Genomic DNA, 19098 nt, shown 5'->3' with positions numbered 1-19098 from the left:
GCTGCGCAAGATCAATGGCGTAGCACTTGCAGGCTTCACGCCAACAATGCCTTGTATTGCGGAGACACGACGAATGAAACAGAACTGGGCCGAGCGCCTGAGCGAGCGGATGCACGGCTGTGCCGAGTCACTGGGCAACCTGCTGGTGGAGGGCTTCCACTACCTGGCGCTGTTCGCCATCGGCGGCACGGTGTTCTGGTCGGCGGCGGTGGCCTTCGGCGAGATGGTCAGCAAGGGGCACGCAAGCATCGACGACATCCTGCTGCTGTTCATCTACCTCGAGCTGGGCGCCATGGTCGGTATCTACTTCAAGACCAACCACATGCCGGTGCGCTTCCTGATCTATGTGGCGATGACCGCGCTGACCCGCCTGATGATCGCCGACATCCAGCACAACCACGTGCCCGACGACGGCATCATCCTGGTCTCGGTAGCCCTTTTGTTGCTGGCGCTGGCGATTCTGGTGGTGCGCTACGCTTCCTCGCGCTTCCCTTCGCCCAGCTCTCCGCAGCGCGGCAGCGAGCGTGACCTGATCAGCGACGACGAGCGCTGATCGCCCGGCGGCGTTGATCCAGAGCCGCCGCTCGGGCAACGGATGCACTAACATCGGTGCATCCGCTGCCTGAGAAGAGCACTCCATGAAGGGATGGAAGCTGTTTGCGCCCCTGCTGATCCTGGTGATCATCGCCGTCACTCTTTACCTGCGCCTGCACACCCAGCCGCTGCTGCTGCAGGGCGAGGCGGACGCCACCAACGTCATAGTCGCTTCCAAGGCCAAGGGCCGCGTCGAGGTGCTGCATGTGCGGCGCGGGGACGATGTGAAGCAGGGCCAGGTGCTGATCTCCCTCAGTAGCCCGGAGCTTCAGGCCCAGCTGGACTCGCTGCGCGCCGCGCGCAACCAGGTGCAGGCGAACCTCGACGAATCCCTTCATGGCACCCGCGAGGAAACCCTGCGCGCCCTGCAAGCCAGTCTGTCCCAGGCTCAGGCGGAGCTGCGCAACGCCGAGTTGGAGTACCAGCGCAACGAGGAACTGGCCGGCCGCGGCTTCGTTTCCCAGGCGCAGCTGGACCTGTCCCGCCGTGGTCGCGACGTGGCGCGCAACCGCGTCGCCGAGGCTCAGGCCAACCTCGATGAAGGCACCCAGGGCGACCGAGAGGAACGCCGCCGCGCGCTGGAAGCCGCCGTGCGCCGGGCTGACGCCCAGATACTTGAGCTGCAGGCGCAGACCGATGATCTCAACGTGGTTGCGCCGGTTGACGGCGAAGTCGGGCCGATCCCGGCGGAGCAGGGCGAGCTGGTCAACGCCTACAGCCCGTTGCTGACGCTGGTGCGGCTGTCCGACAGCTACTTTGTGTTCAACCTGCGCGAAGACATCCTGGCTGATGTGAAGAAGGGCGATGAAGTGGCGATCCAGGTGCCGGCGCTCAAGGGCGCCGAGGTGAAAGCCAGGGTCGCCTACATTGCGCCGCTCGGCGACTTCGCTACCAAGCGCGCCACCCGCGCCACCGGAGATTTCGACCTGAAGACCTTCGAGGTGCGCCTGTATCCGGACCAGCCGGTGCAAGGCCTGCGCCCCGGCATGAGCGCGCTGTGGCAGTGGAAGCAGTAAGGCGCAACCTGCTGCGTTTCGCCCAGGCCTTCGGCAGCGAAACGCGGGTCGCCCTGCGCAGCTGGACCATCCACTGGCTCGGCTGGCTCTGGCCTTTGCTGCTGTTCGTGGTAATCAGCGGCGTGTACCAGGCGGGCACGCTGCTGGACATGCCGGTGGCGGTGGTCGACGCGGATCACAGCAGCCTGTCGCGGCGTATCGTCCGCGAGCTGGATGCTGGCTCCCACGCCAAGGCCGAGGTGCTTGGCGGCGGTCTGCAGGAGGGCCTGCACCGCCTGCGCATGGCCGATGACTATGCGTTGCTCTACATCCCGCGCGACTTCGAGGCGGACGCGCTATCCGGCCGCCAGCCCGTCGCGGAGCTTTACTACAACTCACTGTTCTATTCCGCCGGCTTCTACTCGACCCAGGATTTCAGCGGCCTGATGAGTTCGGTCAATGCCGAGCTGCGCCCTCGCCTGGCCACCGGCATGGACCGCGCCATGCCCGCGCTGGCCAGCATCAGCGTGTCCTATGAAAGCCTGTTCAATGCCAGCGGCAATTACATCTACTTCCAGCAGTTCGCCGCCATCGTGCACCTGCTGCAATTGTTCGTGATCGTCGCCACCGTGCATGTGCTGGCACGCGAAGCGCCGGAGCTGCGTGCGTCGTCGCCGCACATCCTGCGCGCCCAGGCCCTCGGTGCGCGGCTGCTGGGCAAGCTGGCGCCCTACACGTTGCTGTTCAGCACGCTGCTGATGGTCGAGCTGTTCCTGCTGGTGGAACTCAATGGCGCGCGAATCAATGGCAATCCCTGGTGGATGCTGGCGATCACCGTCTGCTACGTGGCGGCAGCGCAGAGTGTCGGGCTGATGCTGTTCATCTTCACCGCCAACCGCTACAGCGCGTACTCCCTGATCGGCCTGCTGATCGGCGTGGCGCAGACCTATTCCGGCGTGCTGCTGCCGGAACTGGCGATGCCGCAGATCGCCCGTGTCATTTCCGAGGCCGAGCCGCTGACCCATACCCTGCACGGCCTGTTCGACCAGTTCCTGCGCCGGGCGCCGGCCGAGTCCGGGCTCTACACCTGCTGCAAGCTGCTGCTCTATCCGCTGATCGCCTACATGATCGCCAAGATGCGCCTGCGCCGGCGCCTCGACCTGAGCCCGGCGTAAGGAGCCGCCATGGAGAATTTCTGGAAGGTCTTTCGCGAATCCCTCACCGGCATGCTCGGCAAGCCGCTGTGGCTGCTCATGGTCCTGTCCGTGGCTCTGACCACCTTGCCCTATGCCCACCGCACCATGGACGACCTGCCGGTGGCGGTGATCGACATGGACCACAGCTCGGTATCTCGAGAGCTGGTGCGCCAGTTGGACGCCGCACCGAAGATCGCCACGGTCGGTTACGACCAATTGCCCGATGCGCAGCACGACCTGGCCTGGCGCAAGCTGTTCGCCATCGTGGTGATCCCGCTGGATTTCGAGAAGCGCGTGCTGCGCGGCGAGGCTGTGACCGTGCCGATCTTCGGCGACGCCACCAACCGCATGGCCAACGGGCAGATCCAGCAGGACATCAGCGCTACCTACACCGAGCTGTCGCTGCGCTACAACCGCGAGCGGCTGATGCGTGGGGGCTTCTCCGAGGTGCAGGCGAACGTCCTGCTGCAGCCGGCCATCGGCCAACTGACCGACCTGTTCAACCCTGGCACCAGCTTCGCCGCCATCGTACTGCCGGGGCTGGTGACGCTGATCCTGCAGCACAGCCTGCTGCTTTCCTGCACGCGGGTGAACCTCAACCTGCGTGGCGGCACTCCGCGCTCGCTACGCCAGCCGACCTCGACGCGCTTTGGCCGCTATGCCGCGCAATTGCTGATCTGGACAGTGCTGGCGATGCTCTTCTACGTGATCTGGCCGTGGATCATGGGCTACCGGCAGACGGCCTCGTTCTTCATGCTGATGGGACTGGTACTGCCCTTCCTGCTGGCGGTGATCGCCATGAGCGAGTTCATCGCCGAGGTGCTGCCCTCGGAAGAGGCGGTGTACCTGACCATGACCTTCATCACCCTGCCGCTGTTCTACATGGCCGGCTTCACCTGGCCGCCCCAGGCCATGCCGCAGTGGGTGCAACTGTTGGCCGACGCGATCCCCTCGACCTGGGCGATCCGCGCTGTGGTGGAAATGAACCAGATGAACCTGCCGCTTTCCGCCGTGGCTGACCGCATTCTCATCCTTTTCGCCATGGCGGCGGCCTATGGACTGCTGGGCACGCTGATCTACCAGTACCGCAACTGGCGCTGGGACCAGCTGAAGGGCTGGTGACCGCGGCGCCTGGCTCCGGGCCGACTAGAGTGAGAATTCCAACTTCCCTGGGAGCTCTCTGATGAACGCATTGAACGGCAAGGTCGCGGTGGTCACCGGTGCGGCCAGCGGCATCGGCAAACAGATTGCCCTGACCCTGGCGCAGGCTGGCGCTGCAGTAGCTATCGCCGACTTGCAGCAGGACGCCGCCCAGCGCGTGGTGGTCGAGATCGAAGGCGCTGGCGGCAAAGCGCTGGCGGTGGCGATGGACGTGACCGACGAGCAGGCCGTGGACAGCGGCGTCGAGCGGGTAGTCGCCACGTTCGGTGGGCTCGACATTCTCGTCTCCAACGCTGGCATCCAGATCGTCAATCCACTGCAGGACTATGCCTTCGCCGACTGGAAGAAGATGCTCGCGATCCACCTCGACGGCGCCTTTCTCACCACCCGCGCGGCGCTGCGTCACATGTACCCGGCCGGGCGCGGCGGCGTGGTGATCTACATGGGCTCTGTGCACTCCCACGAAGCCTCGCCGCTCAAATCCGCTTATGTCACCGCCAAGCACGGCCTGCTCGGCTTGGCCCGCACCCTGGCGAAGGAGGGAGGGCCCCACGGCGTGCGCTCCCATGTGGTTTGCCCCGGTTTCGTCCGCACGCCACTGGTGGAGAAGCAGATTCCCGAGCAGGCGAAGGAACTGGGCATCAGCGAGGAGGCGGTGGTGAAGCAGGTGATGCTCGGCGGGACGGTGGATGGCCAGTTCACCACCGTGGAGGACGTGGCGCAGACGGTGCTATTCCTGGCCAGTTTCCCTTCGGCGGCGCTCACCGGGCAGTCGGTGCTGGTCAGCCATGGCTGGGGGATGCGCTGACGAGGCAGCGCAAGAACAATGACCCCGTCTCGTAAGGGGACGAGCGGGGTCACTGAGTCGACTTGTTTGCGCCGGCTGGAGCCCCGGTTTGCCCGGGGCGTCTGCCTCTGCCGGGGCCGGGCTCGTTGCGTCGGCGCAGGCGTAGATTCCTACATGTCAGTGCCTGGCGATGTAGTGGATTTCCCCTTCGCGGTGTCAGGGATTTCTTCACTGTAGGAACGCCCTCATGGCCTTTCGAAGAAGCGGCTCGCTCCTGTAAGGGAATGCCGACGGTCAGACGGCCTTGGGCAGCGGCGCGAATAGCGCGTCGATATCCGCGTCGTCCAGCTGCCAGTCGCTGCCCGAACCGTCGAGGATGCCGGCGGCCAGGGCGGCCTTGTCGCGCTGCAGCAGCTGGATCTTCTCTTCCACCGTGCCACGGGCGATCAGCTTGTAGACGAACACCGGCTTGTCCTGGCCGATGCGGTAGGCGCGGTCGCTGGCCTGGTTCTCGGCCGCCGGGTTCCACCAGGGATCGTAGTGGATCACGGTATCGGCAGCAGTGAGATTCAGGCCTACGCCACCGGCCTTCAGACTGATCAGGAACAGCGGCACGCGGCCTTCCTGGAAATCCTTCACCGGTGCGCGGCGGTCGCGGGTGTCACCGGTGAGCAGCGCGTACTCCAGGTTGCGTTCGGCCAGCGCCTCGCCGATCAGCGCGAGCATCGAGGTGAACTGCGAGAACACCAGCACGCGGCGGCCTTCGGCGAGCAGCTCTTCGAGCATGTCGAGCAGGTAGACCAGCTTGCCCGAGGTCACCGCGCGCGCGGACTTGCCGGTGGGTGGCGGCGCTTCCTTGTTCACCAGGCGAATGTCGCAGCAGACCTGACGTAGCTTGAGCAGTGCCTCGAGGATGATGATCCGGCTGCGTGCCAGGCCTCGGCGGGCGATCTCGTCACGCACTTTGCGGTCCAGCGCCAGGCGCACAGTCTCGTAGAGATCGCGCTGCGCCTCGCTGAGCTCGATGTGCTGGATGAACTCGCTCTTGGGCGGCAGTTCCGAGGCCACCTGTTCCTTGGTGCGACGCAACAGGAACGGGCGGATGCGCGCGGCCAGGTGCGCCAGGCGGCCCTGGTCGCCGTGGCGCTCGATGGGCGTGCGGTAGTCCACGGCGAACTGCCGCGCATCACCCAGCCAGCCCGGCAGCAGGAAGTGGAACAGCGACCACAGCTCGCCCAGGTGGTTCTCCAGCGGCGTGCCGGTCAGGCACAGCCGGTGGCGCGCGCGCAGGTGCCGCGCGGCCTGGGCGGCCTTGGTGGTGGCGTTCTTGATGTTCTGCGCCTCGTCGAGGATCAGCAGGTGGTATTCGTGCTGGCCGAGCTTCTCGGCATCGCGGGGCAGCAGGGCGTAGGTGGTGAGGATCAGGTCGTGCTCGGCGATCTTCGCGAACGCCTTGCGCCGCCCGGCGCCGTGCAGGGCGAGCACGCGCAGGTCGGGAGTGAAGCGCTCGGCCTCGTCCAGCCAGTTGGGAATCAGGCTGGTGGGCATGATCACCAGCGCCGGGCTGGTCAGGCGCCCGGCCTGCTTTTCCAGCAACACGTGGGCGAGGGACTGCAGCGTCTTGCCCAGGCCCATGTCGTCGGCGAGGATGCCGCTGGCGTCGACTTCGCGCAGGGTCTGCATCCAGCTCAGGCCTTCGTGCTGGTAGCCGCGCAGCTCGGCGTTGAGGCCGGCGGGAATTGGCGCCGGCTGGGCGCGGTAGTCGCGCAGGCGATGGGCAATCTCGCGCAACTGCTCGCCGCCCTGCCAGGTCAGTGGCAGCTCTTCCAGCTCGGTCAGGCGCGCGGCGTCCGGGGCACCCATGCGCAGGCGGCGCACCGGCGGCTGTTCACCGATGTAGAACTCGGACAGCGTGCCCAGCATCGGCTTGAGCTTGCCGAACGGCAGCGAGACTCGCAGCGGACGGTCGGAGGCGGTCTGCCAGGTGTGGATCGGGTTGCGCCCGGCATCCAGACGTAGCACCAGTTGTTCATCGTCGGCATGGCGGGCAAGGGCGACTGGATCGAGCAGCGCCGGCATGCGCCGGATCAGTTCGATAAGCGCCGGCAGCAGGCTGATGCGCCGGCCTTCCACCTCGATGCCCAGTTCCAGGTCGAACCACTGGCGGTCGTCGGTTTCCTCGATCTCGGCGTACCAGTTCTCCACTGGCGTGAGGTCGAAGACGAATTCGGGGCGGACATCGATTTCCCAGCCCTGTTCGCGCAGTTGCGGTAGCCCCTCGCGCATGAATTCCTGCCAGGCGTTGTCGTCGGGCAACTCGAACATCTCCCCGGCACTGTCTTCCAGGGCATCGCTGCGGCGCATCGCCGGCTTGAAGCCGAGCTCACGCAGGTCCAGGCGCCAGGCGTGCTCCTGCTCCAGTTCGCGGCTGACGCGGACGATCTGGTCGTCGCGGAATACCCGGATCTCGCGACCCGAGCGCGGCGTGACGCTGCCCGAGACCGGCATGTCGCCATACAGGAACGCCAGCGCGGCGCGGTGCCGGGAGATGTTCTGCATGCGCCCGCTGCGCAGGTCGAAGCCGCTGTGCACGTGGCTGCCCAGGGTCAGCCGTGGCCGGGGCGCGAGCTCGTCGCGCTCCACGACGGGCAGTGGAGATCCGGCGGGTGGCTTCATCCGAGTTTCCTTCCGGCAGTCCAGCCGAGTACGCAAACGCCCGATGATACCGCGATTTTTCTCGGGCGGGACGCGGAAGGAAACCGGCGGTCAGCGGGCGAAGCGTTTCGCCCCCGCTACGCACAGCACGACGGCGACGGTGGCGCCGGCCATCAGCGGGCTGATCTGCTCGTGCAGCAGCAGGCCGGCCAGCGCCAGGCCGAAGAACGGCTGCAGCAGTTGCAGTTGGCCGACCGCGGCGATGCCGCCCGTGGCCAGGCCGTGGTACCAGAAGAAGAAGCCGATCAGCATGCTGAACAGCGAGACATAGCCCAGGCTCAGCCAGGCGGGCCAACTGGCGCCGGTGAAGGTTTCCGGCTGGGTGTACCAGGCCAGCGGCAGCATCAGCGGCAGGGACAGCACCAGCACCCAGCAGATCACCTGCCAACTGCCCAGGTGGCGCGCGATGCGTCCGCCTTCGGCGTAGCCCAGGCCGCAGACCGCCACTGCAGCGAGCATCAGCAGATCGCCGGTGAAGTTGCCCGCGCCGCTCTGCGACAGGGCGAACCCGGCGACGACGGCGCTGCCCAGCAACGAGCAGATCCAGAACGCCGGACGCGGCTGTTCGCCGGCGCGCATCACGCCGAACAGCGCGGTCGCCAGCGGCAGCAGGCCGACGAAGACGATGGCGTGGGCCGAGTTGACGTGCTTGAGCGCCAGCGCGGTGAGCAGCGGGAAACCCACCACCACGCCACCAGCGACCACCAGCAGGGGGATCAGGTCCTTGCGCGCTGGCAGCTTCTGCCGCAGCAGCAGGAGGATCGCCGCCGCCAGCAGACCGGCGATGCTGGCGCGGGCGAGGGTCAGGAAGGTCGGGTCGAAGTCGGCCACCGCGACCCGCGTTGCCGGCAGAGAACCGCTGAAGATGAGTACGCCGAGGAAGCCACTGAGCCAGCCGCCGAGGTTGCTGTTCGTGGTCAGAGTGTGGGTGTTGTTCATGGTGGGCGTCCGGCAGGAGAGCGAGCTTGCAGGTTGCGCGCGGAGGCGCCGGATGGCCAGTGACAGAAAGGTACAATTTGCGCAAACTGTCTGTAAATTATATCGGTACACCTTATTCGAGCAGGCGAGGGCAGCATGGGCAGACCAAAGAGCACGCGGGTCGATTCGGTGATGCACCACGTGCGTGAGCGCCTGGCCGCACGGGCGCTGGTGCCCGGTGAGCGGCTGCCGTCGATTCGCCGGTTAGCCGAACAGCTGGAAGTGTCCAAGACCACCGTCGTGGAAGCCTATGACCGGCTGGCCGCCGACGGCGTGATCGCCGCGCGCCGGGGTTCCGGCTTCTATGTCGCCGGCCACGCGCCGCCGCTGTCCCTGGCGGATGTCGGCCCGGCGCTGGACCGCAGCATCGATCCGCTGTGGATTTCGAGACAGTCGCTGGAGGCTGCGGATACCTCGCTCAAGCCCGGCTGCGGCTGGCTGCCGCCGTCCTGGCTGCCGGAGGAGGAGTTGCGCCGGGCGCTGCGGCAGATTGCCCGCGCGCCGCAATCGAGCTTGCTGGAATACGGCCGCCCCTACGGCCATTCCGGCCTGCGCGAGCAGCTCGCGCGCCGACTGGCGGACTACGGCGTGCCGGTCAGTCCGCAACAGGTGGTGCTCACCGACAATGGCACCCAGGCCATTGACCTGGTCTGCCGCCTCCTGCTGGAGCCGGGCGACTGCGTGCTGGTGGACGACCCCGGCTACTTTAACTTCCAGGCGCTGCTGCGTGCGCACCGCGTGCAAGTAGTGGGCGTGCCGTACACGCCGAGCGGACCGGACGTCGCCGTCATGGCCACCCTGCTGGAGCAGCACCGCCCGCGCCTGTACATCACCAACTCGGCCTTCCATAACCCTACCGGCGCGGTGCTGTCGCCACTGGTTGCCCATCGCCTGCTGAAGCTCGCCGAGGCCCATGACCTGCTGATCGTCGAGGACGACATCTTCGGCGACTTCGAGCATGAGAGCGCGTCGCGCCTGTCGGCCTTCGACGGGCTGGAGCGGGTGATCCAGGTCGGCAGTTTCTCCAAGACACTGTCGGCCTCGGTACGCTGCGGTTATATCGCCACCAAGCCTGAATGGTGCGAGCGCCTGGTGGACCTGAAGCTGGCCACCAGCTTCGGCAACAGCCCGTTCAGCGCGGAGATGCTCTACGAATTGCTGCGCAAGGGCAGCTACCGCCGCCACCTGGACAGCCTGCGCGGGCGCCTGGCCGACGCCATGGGCGAGACGCTGCTGCGCCTGCGCACGCTGGATATCCAGCCCTGGCTGGAACCGCGCGGCGGGGTGTTCGTCTGGGCTTGCCTGCCAGGGAGGTTGGATGCCGCCGAGGTTTCTCGGGCGGCCCTGGCGGACAACCTGGTGCTGGCGCCGGGCAACGTCTTCAGCCTGAGCCAGAGCGCTACCGGCTACTTGCGCTTCAACGTCGCCCAGTGCCTGTCGCCCCGCGTCTTCGAGGGATTGGAACGGGCTATGGCGCAGGTGGGCGGGCGCTGACAGAAATCGAGCTCAGAACCGGCTGGCTATTCCTTTTCCTCACACGAATACAGAGCGTTTCCCTCTCCTGGAGCTGGCAGAAAAGGACGAGGATGGGGAAATAAGCCATGAGTCGACTGAAAAGCCTGCGGAAAGTTGAACGGCTGTACAACACGATCTGAAAAAACCATCTCACGGTCGAAAACGTAGGGCGAACCGCGAACAGGCCAAACCTCTAGCATTATCGATTCAGCACCTCTACCTCGCGACAAGCGATTCGAGGTGAATCGTTGGATCAGAAAAAGAGGAAACTTCATGGCCGAGCCATGCCAGCTGTACCTGAAAGTCGCCATCAGCCGCGCAAGGCTGGAAGATTTCCTGCGTCAGGAGGCAGGCTCCGCTGCGGGGTTTGATGATCTGGAGCAGTGGCTGGATCGCAATCCCCGGTTCCGTGGTGGTTTGACATGGAGCGAACTGTGCGAACTGGGGCAGGGCACGGCGGCAGAGGGGTGGGTGGATGGTTGGAGTCGGCACCTGCGCTCGCCGGCCTGGGATCATTACGATGACTGGTCCCAGACCTGGAGCCTGGGCGTGCTGGAATTTCGCGATAGCCGGGACTGGATAGTCGGTGCGCTCAATGTGCTGAGGCGTGTAGCGGAGTACAAGGACCGGCCGGGCACGGACTACCTGCTGATCTACCAATACCTCTTCGGCAAGGGCACGGTGGTGGCCGCGGTCGAACTGACCCCTGGCGCATCCCGAATCCTCCTTGAGCCGCCGCCACCACGTGTCATGGCCGAAGCTGACATGGTGATGAGCAGGCTGGTGCGCGCAATGGATGTGACCGCTAGCTATGCCGTTCAGCGAATTTTCGACACGGATACTCACAAAGGACGCTGTTGAGTCCTTACAATTGAGAATTAATATCATATAATTCCGCTTTTCAATTGCGCGCCAGGAAGTACCTGGGCTGCCCCGTCAGGATTGAGCTGCATGTGCGTTTCCTTGCGCCCGCCCCAACCGAGAATCGCCGCATGAGCGCTACCCAAGCCGGCGCCGTCGCGGCCCGCATCCTCAGCGCCGTGATCGGCGGCTATGCCCTGGCCTATGCCGCTACCGCCTTCCTCAGTGTCTACCTGCCGATGTCGCGGCCGGACCGCGTCTCGCTGTCGAGCCTCGCCTGTTTCATCGTCTGGGTGGCGGCGATCATTTACGCCTTTGGCGCCAAGAGCCCGTGGCGTGCAGTCTGGTTGCCGGTAGTGCTGAGCATCGCGCTGGGCGTGGCGGCCTTCGTGCCGGCCACATACGGAATGCGCCCATGAGCCTGCGTCAATCGATGTCCGGCCTGCACACCTGGGCCGGGCTGCTGGTCAGCTGGATTCTCTTCGTCGTGCTGTTCTCCGGCACCGTCGCGGTGTTCGACAAGGAACTCACTCGCTGGATGACCCCGCAGTTGCACAAGCTGGAACAGGTCAAGGTAGCCGCCGACCAGGTGCGCGAGCTGATCGTCCAGCGCGCACCCAAGGCCCATGGCTACTGGATGCACCCGCCTACCGAGCGCATGCCCTACTGGACGGCAGGCTGGGAGCCGGCCGACTTCAGCGAGTTCCAGTCCTTCCTGGTGGACGCCCAGAGCGGCGAGGTGCTGCCCAAGACCGTTGGCGGCAACTTCTTCCTCGAACTGCACTACGAGCTGCATGGCGGCATGCTTGGTCTCTACGTAGTCGGCGTTGCGGGTGTGTTCATGCTGGTGGCACTGGTCAGCGGGGTGATCGTCCACCGGCGCATCTTCAAGGACTTCTTCACCTTGCGCCCGAAGGCAGCGAAGCAGCGCGCCTGGCTGGATGCGCACAATGTTTTGGGCGTTCTGGGCCTGCCGTTCCATCTGCTGATGGCCTACACAGGGCTGGCGATCTTCATCACCTTCTATATGACCGCCGGCATCAAGGTGGCCTACAAGAACGACATGGAGCACTTCTTCCATGACGTGCAGGGCGCCTTCGACCGTGAGGCGCTGGGCAAGCCGGCCAAGGCGACCAAGTCCATCGACAACATGATCCTCAAGGCCCGCGAGGCCTGGGGCGATGACAGCCAGGTCGGCTGGATCAACATCGAGAATCCGGGTGACGCCGCGGCGATGGTGCAGATCCGCAAGGCGATCGACAAGAGCATGGTCAACGACCAGCGCACCGTCTCCTTCGACTCGGGCAGCGGCGCGCTGCTGCACATACAGAAGCCCTATAAGCCGGGCTACAAGACCTACGCCTGGCTGACCGGCCTGCACATGGCGCAGTTCGGCAACGAGCTGTTGCGGGTGATGTATTTCGTCCTTGGTCTGGTGGGCTGCGTGATGGTGTTCGGCGGCCTGCAGGTCTGGGTCAGCAAGCGTGAAGGGCGCGGCCACCGTGGCGTTGCGTTGGTGCGCACGCTCAACGGCGCGGTCTGCGGCGGCTTGCCGATCGCCTCCCTAGGCCTGCTGGCAGCGTCGCGCCTGCTGCCGGCCGACCTGCTCCAGCGCACGCGCTGGGAAGCCGCCGCCTTCGTGGTGATCTGGCTGTTGGCGCTGGCCCACGCGCTGCTACGCCGTGGCAGCCGCACCATGGCCCGCGAGCAGTTCGTTGCGCTGTCGGCGCTGGCGCTGCTGCTGCCGGTGCTGAGCCTGTTCGGCCCCGAGCCAGGGCGGGTCACGACGCATGTCGCCAACGGCGACTGGATGATGGTCGGTATCGATCTCGGCCTGCTGCTGATCGGCGGTCTCTGCGCTTTCCTCGGCTGGCGACTGGGACAGGAGCGTGTTGAGCCGACTCGCGCACGCCGCGTCCGTAACGAGGAGTACGCCTGATGCTGCTGGTGTTCGGTCTCAACCTGCTGGCGCTGGCGGCGGCCTGCCTGTCGCTGTCCCGCCATCATCGCGATCTGTTCGGCAGTGCTCCATCGCCGTCCCGCGTGCGCCTGCTGCGGATCGTGGCGTTGGTGGATGGCGTGCTGGCGCTGGCCTATTCGATTCACCGTATGGGCATCGAACTGGGCATCGTCTACTGGGCATGCCTGCTGATGATCGCCTGTGCTGCGCTGGTCCTGCTGCTGGCCTGGCGTCCGCGCTGGGCTTTGCCGACGGCGGCGGCTATGCCGGTGATCGGTGGCGTGCTGTCGGTGCTGGGCTGACGCCGGACTTGCCGGCGTATTCGCTGATGAGTAGTGCAGGACTCAACCTGTAGGAGCGGGCCATGCCCGCGAACCCTGTACCGGCCGGTACACGACCGAATGCCTACTCCTCGAACGCCTGCCGGTATTCCCCTGGCGTCCCGCCTACCACCGATCTGAAACGGTTGGCGAAGTGGCTGGCACTGGAGAACCCGCAGGCAAGGGCGACCTGGCTCAGCGGCTGGCGGGTGTCGCGCAGCAGGCGCTGCGCCAGGGCCACGCGGCGGGCCAGGACGTACTGGTGCGGCGGCATGCCAAAGCTTTCGCGGAACATCCGCGCGAAGTGGTATTCCGACAGCGCCGTCTGCATCGCCAGCTCCCCAAGCGACAGCGGCTGGTCCAGGCGCTGCTCGATATAGTCGGCGATGCGCCGGCGCATGGTCGGCGCCAGCCCGCCCTTGAGTTTCAAGCCTTCGCGCATCCCGACCTGGTTCAGCAGCAGGTGATCGATCAGGTCGTGGGCCAGCGTGCTGGTGCGGATGCGTTCACCCGGCTCGTGCCAGTCCAGCTTCACCAGTTGGCGGAAGCGCGCGGCCTGCTGCGGGTCGTCGAGGAAGGTGCGTTCGTGCAGTTGCAGTTCGCGCGGCTCGCGGTCGAGCAGGCGGATGCAGCCGAGCGAGAACTGTTCCTGGCCGATGTAGAGGTGGGCCAAGCGGATGTCGCCGTTAACGATCCAGGCCGATTCGGCGCCGGCCGGCATCACGCAGAGCTTGTCCGGCGCACCGGTGGTGCCGGGGGCGCCACGGCGGAAGGTGCCGGTGCCGTCGTTCAGGTAGCAGGACAGCGTGTGGTGGCTCGGCGCGTGGTAGTCGCGGGCGTCGTGGCTGTTGCTCCAGATCGCCGCAGACAGCCCGTCGCCCAGCTCCGCGCAACGCTCCAGGCGGGCGTTGGGCGAGGCGTTCATCGACTGGAAAACTTCGAGCTGCGAAATGGCTGACATGGGTGTTCCTCTGTTGCCATCACTCTAACCGCGCGGGCGCGCCTTGCCAGCCCGGTTGTCGCAATAAGCGCAAGAATCTGCAAGCCGGCGCGGGGGGCGGGCGGGAGACTGTTTCCGTAGGATTTTCGGAGACCGCCATGAACCTCTCGCTTTACCTGCTCACCGTGCTCATATGGGGCACGACCTGGATCGCCATCAAGTTGCAGGTCGGCGTGGTCGCGATTCCTTTGTCCATTGCCTATCGCTTCAGCCTGGCGGCGCTGGTGCTGTTCGCCCTGCTGCTGGTTTCGCGCCGGTTGCAGCCGCTGGGACGGCGCGGGCAGGCGATCTGCTTTGCTCAGGGGCTGTGCCTGTTCTGCGTGAACTTCCTCTGCTTCTACACCGCCAGTCAGTGGATACCCAGCGGGCTGGTGGCCGTGGTGTTCTCCACCGCGACGCTGTGGAATGCGCTGAACGCGCGCATCTTCTTCGGCCAGCGCATCGCGCCCAACGTACTGGGCGGTGGCGCGTTCGGGCTGGCGGGACTGGCGCTGCTGTTCTGGCCGGAGCTGTCCGGGCACCAGGCCACGCGGGAAACCATCTATGGGCTGGGCCTGGCGCTGCTGGGCACGCTGTGCTTCTCGGCGGGCAACCTGTTGTCGAGCCTGCAACAGAAGGCTGGTCTGCGGCCGCTGTCGACCAACGCGTGGGGCATGCTCTATGGCTCGCTGATCCTGCTGGCGATCTGTCTGGTGCAGGGCGTGCCGCTGACCTTCGACAGCAGCCCGCAGTACGTCTGGTCGCTGCTTTACCTGGCGATTCCCGGTTCGGTGATCGGCTTCACCGCCTACCTGACGCTGGTCGGGCGCATGGGACCGGAGCGCGCGGCCTACTGCACCGTGCTGTTCCCGGTGGTGGCGCTGAACGTCTCGGCCTTCGCCGAGGGCTACCAGTGGAGCCTGCCGGCGCTGGCCGGGCTGGGTCTGGTGATGGTCGGCAACGTGCTGGTGTTCCGCAAGCCCAGGCCGGTGCTGCAGCCGGCACAGGCCTGACGCTCCTCGTAGCTTGGTAGGGCGAATAACGCGCCAGCGTTATCCGCCGCCGAGGTGCCGGCGGATAACCTGTTCCAGGTTATGCGCCCTACGAAAAGTGCATCAGGCTTTCCAGGCTTGCGGGTTGACCAGGTTCTTCGGCCGCTCACCGCGCAGGGCGGCTTCGAAGTTGTCCAGCGCGCACTCGGCCATGGCCTGGCGGGTCTCATGGGTCGCCGAGCCAATGTGCGGCAGGGTCACGGCATTGGGCAGCGAGAACAGCGGCGATTCGGCCAGCGGTTCCTTCTCGTAGACGTCCAGGCCGGCGGCGAGGATGCGCTTCTCCTGCAGCGCTTGCACCAATGCGGCCTCGTCGATCACCTGGCCGCGGGCGATATTCACCAGGATGCCGGTGGGCTTCATCAGCTCCAGCTCACGCTTGCCGATCAGCTTGCGGGTCTTGTCCGACAGCGGTACCACCACGCAGACGAAATCCGCCTCGCCCAGCAGTTCCTCGAAACCGCAGAAGCGCGCGCCGAACGCCTGTTCCAGCTCCGGCTTGCGGTTGTTGCCGTGGTAGAGGATGTCCATGTTGAAGCCGAAGTGGCCGCGACGGGCGATGGCCGCGCCGATGCGGCCCAGGCCGAGGATGCCGAGCTTCTTGCCGTGCACGTCGACGCCGAAGTGCTGGGCGTCCACGGTGCGCTTCCACTGCCCGGCCTTGGTCCAGGCGTCCAGCTCGGCGGTGCGCCGGGCAGCGGCCATGATCAGGGCGAAGCCCAGGTCGGCGGTGGTTTCGGTCAGCACGTCCGGGGTGTTGGTCAGCGGGATGCCGCGCTGGTTCAGGTAGTTCAGGTCGTAGTTGTCGTAGCCGACCGAAACGCTGGAGATGACCTCCAGCTGGGCGGCCTGGGCCAGTTGCTTCTCGCCCAGCGGGCGGCCGACGCCGATCATGCCGTGGGTGGTCGGCAGCGCGGCGGCCAGCTGCGCATCGACGTCGCCCAGCTTCGGGTCGAGCACGGTGACATTGAACTGGCTGCGCAGGCGGTCGAGGTGTTCCGCGGCAAGGCGGCTGAAGACGAAGACGTTCTTTTTCATGGCTCTCGGACGGCGGGTAAGCGGAGGGGGCTTAACCCTACCATTGCCGAGCCAGAGCGGCGCAAGGCCTGCGTGCGCGCCGGGCGATTATCGAACGTGGGGTATGTGCGGCGGAAAAGAAGATGGGTTCGCGGGCAAGCTCACTGAACACCGGGGTAGGGAGTTACACAGTGAGCTTGCCCGCGAAACACGACGAAAAGGGGTGGTCAGGGTCCCACATCGGCGAGCCCGGCGCCATCGGCCTGGAGCACACCGGGGAGATTTTCCCGCAGGTAAGCGACCCAGGTCTTGATCTTTGCGTCCAGGTACTGGCGCGACGGATACAGCGCGTAGACGTTGAGAATCTGCAGCTTGTAGTGCGGCAGCACGCGCACCAGCGAGCCGTCACGCAGGCCGTCGATAGCCGAGTAGACGGGCAGGGCGCTGATGCCCATGCCCGAGCCGATGGCCTCGGTCATGGCGTCGCCGACGTTCACCTGGAAGGGCGAGGGGCCGAGGGTGATCATTTCCTGGCCGTTGGGGCCGTCGAACAGCCACTTGTCCAGCGGCAGCACCGGGCTGATCAGGCGCAGGCAATCGTGGTCCATCAGCTCCGTCGGGGTCTTCGGCGTGCCGCGCCGGGCCAGGTAGTCGGGCGAGGCGCAGAGGATGCTGTAGGTCTCGCCGATGCGCTGGGATACCAGGCCGGAGTCGGGCAGTTCCGAGGCGACCACGATGGCCACGTCGAAGCCTTCGTCGAGCAGGTCCGGCACGCGGTTGGCCATGGTCAGCTCGAAGGTGACGTCCGGGTGCAGTTGGCGATAGTTGGCGATGGCGCGGATCACGTAGTGCTGGCCGATACCGGTCATCGAGTGCACGCGCAGGCGGCCGGCGGGGCGGGCATGGGCGTCGCTGGCCTCGGCTTCGGCTTCCTCGACGTAGGCGAGGATCTGTTCGCAGCGCAGCAGGTAGCGCTGGCCAGCCTCGGTGAGGGCGATCCGCCGGGTGGTGCGGTTGAGCAGGCGGGTCCGCAGGTGGGACTCCAGATTGGCGACCGCGCGGGATACGTAGGCGGTGGTGGTGTTCAGCTGCTGCGCGGCGGCGGTGAAACTGCCGGTTTCCGCGACACAGGCGAACGCACGCATGGTCTGCAGTGTGTCCATTGGGGCCTCGTCAGTGGGGCGTCTGTCCCGGGTGGCGACGCCAGTGAAGCGATACGTCGTCGCCGGCAGCATGTCCTTGATGGGTGGCAATGCGCGGAGCAGAGCGGGGGCGGCCTATTGTCACATGGATGGCGACACACATTGTTTCATTATCGGTAATAAACAATCACAAATCAGCCGGCTTATCCGTTCCCTTCCCCATCCCTAGAATTCAATCGCCGCCAGTGGCTTTGCCGGCATCTCCACGCTTAAAAGCCCCACGCTGAAAAGCTAGACCACTTCCAGGACCTCCACCGTGTCGCGTCACCTCATGAAAGGACTGACGTTCGTCGGCTCCTTTGTCATTTTTTCAACAATCGCCGGATGTATCAGCACCAACGGCATCGCCCCGCAGGAACAACGCCTGGGCGACACCGAGCTGGCCACCGACGCCGCCATCGCGCACGCCAACCAGGAAGCTGGCTGGCCGGCCGAGCAGTGGTGGCGCGCCTATGGTGATCCGCAGTTGAATGCCTGGGTGCAGACCGCGCTGGAGGGCAGCCCGACCCTGGCCCAGGCGGAGGCGCGGGTGCGCATGGCCATGGCCATGGCCGGCATCGCCGAGTCCGCCGAGTCGCCGCAAATCGGCGTGGACGCATCGCTGACCCGTCACCGCTGGCCGACCGACTATTTCTACGGCCCGGGCGACCTGGCCGACAGCACCACCTTCAACAATAACGCCGCCCTGGGCTTCAACTATTCGCTGGATCTCTGGGGCCGCGAGCGCAGCAATACCGAGCGCTACGTCAACATCGCCAAGATGACCGCCGCCGAGGCGCGCATGGCCCAGCTGGAGCTGGAGGGCAACATCGTCCGCGCCTACATCCAGCTATCGCTGCAGTACGCCAAGCTGGACATCGGCAAGGCCATGCTGGCGCAGCAGCAGGGCATCCTGGCCCTGGCCCAGCGTCGTCTTGACGGTGGCATCGGCACTCATTTCGAGGTCAGCCAGGCGGAAGTCCCGCTGCCGGAAACCGAGCGCAAGATCGAAGCGGTGGACGAGGAAATCCAGCTCACCCGCAACCAGATCGCCGCCCTGGCCGGCAAAGGCCCCGGCGCCGGCGCCTCGATCCAGCGTCCGAGCCTGAAGCTTGCCGCAGGCCCCGGCCTGCCCAGCAAGCTGCCGATGGAGCTGCTCGGCTACCGTCCAGACGTGGTCGCCAGCCGCTGGAAGGTCGCCGCCCAGGCCAAGGGCGTGGACGTCGCCCGCGCTGAGTTCTATCCCAACGTCGACCTGGTCGCGAGCATCGGCTACAGCGCCGTCGGTGGCGGCGTGCTGGAATTCCTCAACGCCGAGAAATTCACCTACGGCGTCGGCCCGGCCATTTCTCTGCCGATCTTCGACGGTGGTCGTCGCCGCTCGCAGCTGAGCCAGGAATCCGCCGGCTACGACGCCGCCGTGGCGCAGTACAACCAGACCCTGGTCAACGCCCTCAAGGGCATCTCCGACCAGCTGATCCGCATGCATTCGATGGAGCTGCAGGAAGGTTTCGCCGCCAAGTCCGTGGCCTCGGCCCAGCGCACCTACGACATCGCCACCAAGGCCTACCGTGGCGGCCTGACCGACTACCTCAACGTGCTCAACGCACAGACCCGTCTGTTCCAGCAGCAGCTGGTGGAGCAGCAGGTTCGTGCCGCGCGCCTGGCTACCCATGCCGGCCTCGTCGTTGCCCTGGGCGGCGGCCTGATGGACAAGCAGGAAGGCCCGAAAGAGGCGAAGATGGTCCCCGAGACCGTCGACGTCCGCGCGGCCAGCGAGCGCTGAG

Annotated in this window: 17 protein-coding genes; 12 read left to right on the top strand and 5 right to left on the bottom strand. The window is 66.0% G+C overall.

The window, feature by feature from the left end; translation table 11 throughout:
• Positions 1-73 precede the first annotated feature (73 nt).
• The 5 genes from ACIPK7_RS03100 (at position 74) to ACIPK7_RS03080 (ending at position 4754) form a co-directional block, all read left to right on the top strand.
• Positions 74-553: a phosphate-starvation-inducible protein PsiE gene (locus ACIPK7_RS03100; protein WP_192291983.1), complete on the top strand. Its 480-nt coding sequence runs from the start codon at positions 74-76 to the stop codon at positions 551-553.
• 85 nt (positions 554-638) lie between these two features.
• A complete protein-coding gene (locus ACIPK7_RS03095; RefSeq protein WP_138216097.1) occupies positions 639-1610 on the top strand; it encodes an HlyD family secretion protein in 972 nt (323 codons plus the stop codon).
• Positions 1592-2764, top strand: coding sequence for an ABC transporter permease (locus tag ACIPK7_RS03090; RefSeq protein WP_401085181.1), 1173 nt, complete (start codon positions 1592-1594; stop codon positions 2762-2764). The genes ACIPK7_RS03095 and ACIPK7_RS03090 overlap by 19 nt, the downstream gene beginning before the upstream one ends.
• Positions 2765-2773: 9 nt before the next feature.
• Complete coding sequence (locus tag ACIPK7_RS03085; RefSeq protein ID WP_401085178.1) at positions 2774-3907, top strand: ABC transporter permease; 1134 nt, start codon at positions 2774-2776, stop codon at positions 3905-3907.
• 61 nt (positions 3908-3968) lie between these two features.
• Entirely contained in the window at positions 3969-4754 is a 786-nt protein-coding gene (locus ACIPK7_RS03080) for a 3-hydroxybutyrate dehydrogenase (RefSeq protein WP_401085175.1), read from the top strand.
• Between the two features lie 273 nt (positions 4755-5027).
• Here ACIPK7_RS03080 and ACIPK7_RS03075 read toward each other — a convergent pair whose 3' ends face one another.
• Both ACIPK7_RS03075 and ACIPK7_RS03070 read right to left on the bottom strand, forming a co-directional pair.
• Positions 5028-7058 (bottom strand): DEAD/DEAH box helicase, encoded by a 2031-nt coding sequence (locus tag ACIPK7_RS03075; protein WP_401085599.1) that lies wholly within the window; start codon positions 7056-7058, stop codon positions 5028-5030.
• 441 nt (positions 7059-7499) lie between these two features.
• A complete protein-coding gene (locus tag ACIPK7_RS03070; RefSeq protein ID WP_401085172.1) occupies positions 7500-8387 on the bottom strand; it encodes a DMT family transporter in 888 nt (295 codons plus the stop codon).
• Positions 8388-8522: 135 nt separating this feature from the next.
• On the opposite strand from ACIPK7_RS03070, the gene ACIPK7_RS03065 reads away from it, so the two are divergent.
• From ACIPK7_RS03065 to ACIPK7_RS03045, 5 genes are all read left to right on the top strand, one after another.
• On the top strand, positions 8523-9920 hold the full coding sequence (locus ACIPK7_RS03065) for a PLP-dependent aminotransferase family protein (protein WP_401085169.1): 1398 nt from the start codon (positions 8523-8525) through the stop codon (positions 9918-9920).
• A 294-nt stretch (positions 9921-10214) separates the two neighbouring features.
• A complete protein-coding gene (locus ACIPK7_RS03060) occupies positions 10215-10802 on the top strand; it encodes a hypothetical protein (RefSeq protein WP_401085166.1) in 588 nt (195 codons plus the stop codon).
• Between the two features lie 131 nt (positions 10803-10933).
• Complete coding sequence (locus ACIPK7_RS03055) at positions 10934-11221, top strand: DUF3649 domain-containing protein (RefSeq protein ID WP_192430748.1); 288 nt, start codon at positions 10934-10936, stop codon at positions 11219-11221.
• Positions 11218-12741, top strand: coding sequence for a PepSY-associated TM helix domain-containing protein (locus ACIPK7_RS03050; protein WP_401085163.1), 1524 nt, complete (start codon positions 11218-11220; stop codon positions 12739-12741). The genes ACIPK7_RS03055 and ACIPK7_RS03050 overlap by 4 nt, the downstream gene beginning before the upstream one ends.
• Entirely contained in the window at positions 12741-13064 is a 324-nt protein-coding gene (locus tag ACIPK7_RS03045; protein ID WP_401085160.1) for a DUF3325 domain-containing protein, read from the top strand. The genes ACIPK7_RS03050 and ACIPK7_RS03045 overlap by 1 nt, the downstream gene beginning before the upstream one ends.
• A 103-nt stretch (positions 13065-13167) precedes the next feature.
• Here ACIPK7_RS03045 and ACIPK7_RS03040 read toward each other — a convergent pair whose 3' ends face one another.
• Positions 13168-14043 carry a helix-turn-helix domain-containing protein gene (locus ACIPK7_RS03040; RefSeq protein ID WP_192430745.1) on the bottom strand — a complete coding sequence of 292 codons (876 nt, stop codon included), beginning with the start codon at positions 14041-14043 and terminating at the stop codon, positions 13168-13170.
• 137 nt (positions 14044-14180) lie between these two features.
• Here ACIPK7_RS03040 and ACIPK7_RS03035 point away from each other — a divergent pair, with 137 nt between their 5' ends.
• On the top strand, positions 14181-15074 hold the full coding sequence (locus ACIPK7_RS03035; RefSeq protein WP_192430744.1) for a DMT family transporter: 894 nt from the start codon (positions 14181-14183) through the stop codon (positions 15072-15074).
• Positions 15075-15176: 102 nt separating this feature from the next.
• Here the strand turns inward: ACIPK7_RS03035 and ACIPK7_RS03030 are convergent, their stop codons facing one another.
• Both ACIPK7_RS03030 and ACIPK7_RS03025 read right to left on the bottom strand, forming a co-directional pair.
• Positions 15177-16151 (bottom strand): 2-hydroxyacid dehydrogenase, encoded by a 975-nt coding sequence (locus ACIPK7_RS03030; protein WP_401085156.1) that lies wholly within the window; start codon positions 16149-16151, stop codon positions 15177-15179.
• Between the two features lie 206 nt (positions 16152-16357).
• Positions 16358-17293: a LysR family transcriptional regulator gene (locus tag ACIPK7_RS03025; protein WP_081516204.1), complete on the bottom strand. Its 936-nt coding sequence runs from the start codon at positions 17291-17293 to the stop codon at positions 16358-16360.
• Between the two features lie 310 nt (positions 17294-17603).
• Between ACIPK7_RS03025 and ACIPK7_RS03020 the strand changes: the two genes are divergently transcribed.
• Complete coding sequence (locus tag ACIPK7_RS03020; RefSeq protein WP_401085596.1) at positions 17604-19097, top strand: efflux transporter outer membrane subunit; 1494 nt, start codon at positions 17604-17606, stop codon at positions 19095-19097.
• Position 19098: the final 1 nt, after the last annotated feature.

The sequence above is a fragment of the Pseudomonas sp. NPDC086581 genome, assembly GCF_044746165.1.
Taxonomy (GTDB): Bacteria; Pseudomonadota; Gammaproteobacteria; order Pseudomonadales; family Pseudomonadaceae; genus Pseudomonas.
The sequence above is the reverse complement of the archived record's forward strand: the minus strand, read 5'-3'. Positions and strand labels throughout refer to the sequence as shown.

Bases quoted from the DNA above. Each gene is read 5' to 3' on its own strand.
- ACIPK7_RS03080 (WP_401085175.1), top strand. From the start codon at position 3,969: ATGAACGCATTGAACGGCAAGGTCGCGGTGGTCACCGGTGCGGCCAGC.
- ACIPK7_RS03055 (WP_192430748.1), top strand. From the start codon at position 10,934: ATGAGCGCTACCCAAGCCGGCGCCGTCGCGGCCCGCATCCTCAGCGCC.
- ACIPK7_RS03065 (WP_401085169.1), top strand. From the start codon at position 8,523: ATGGGCAGACCAAAGAGCACGCGGGTCGATTCGGTGATGCACCACGTG.
- ACIPK7_RS03095 (WP_138216097.1), top strand. From the start codon at position 639: ATGAAGGGATGGAAGCTGTTTGCGCCCCTGCTGATCCTGGTGATCATC.
- ACIPK7_RS03100 (WP_192291983.1), top strand. From the start codon at position 74: ATGAAACAGAACTGGGCCGAGCGCCTGAGCGAGCGGATGCACGGCTGT.
- ACIPK7_RS03030 (WP_401085156.1), bottom strand. From the start codon at position 16,151: ATGAAAAAGAACGTCTTCGTCTTCAGCCGCCTTGCCGCGGAACACCTC.
- ACIPK7_RS03025 (WP_081516204.1), bottom strand. From the start codon at position 17,293: ATGGACACACTGCAGACCATGCGTGCGTTCGCCTGTGTCGCGGAAACC.
- ACIPK7_RS03075 (WP_401085599.1), bottom strand. From the start codon at position 7,058: ATGTTCGAGTTGCCCGACGACAACGCCTGGCAGGAATTCATGCGCGAG.
- ACIPK7_RS03020 (WP_401085596.1), top strand. From the start codon at position 17,604: ATGAAAGGACTGACGTTCGTCGGCTCCTTTGTCATTTTTTCAACAATC.
- ACIPK7_RS03050 (WP_401085163.1), top strand. From the start codon at position 11,218: ATGAGCCTGCGTCAATCGATGTCCGGCCTGCACACCTGGGCCGGGCTG.
- ACIPK7_RS03070 (WP_401085172.1), bottom strand. From the start codon at position 8,387: ATGAACAACACCCACACTCTGACCACGAACAGCAACCTCGGCGGCTGG.
- ACIPK7_RS03060 (WP_401085166.1), top strand. From the start codon at position 10,215: ATGGCCGAGCCATGCCAGCTGTACCTGAAAGTCGCCATCAGCCGCGCA.
- ACIPK7_RS03085 (WP_401085178.1), top strand. From the start codon at position 2,774: ATGGAGAATTTCTGGAAGGTCTTTCGCGAATCCCTCACCGGCATGCTC.
- ACIPK7_RS03045 (WP_401085160.1), top strand. From the start codon at position 12,741: ATGCTGCTGGTGTTCGGTCTCAACCTGCTGGCGCTGGCGGCGGCCTGC.
- ACIPK7_RS03040 (WP_192430745.1), bottom strand. From the start codon at position 14,043: ATGTCAGCCATTTCGCAGCTCGAAGTTTTCCAGTCGATGAACGCCTCG.
- ACIPK7_RS03035 (WP_192430744.1), top strand. From the start codon at position 14,181: ATGAACCTCTCGCTTTACCTGCTCACCGTGCTCATATGGGGCACGACC.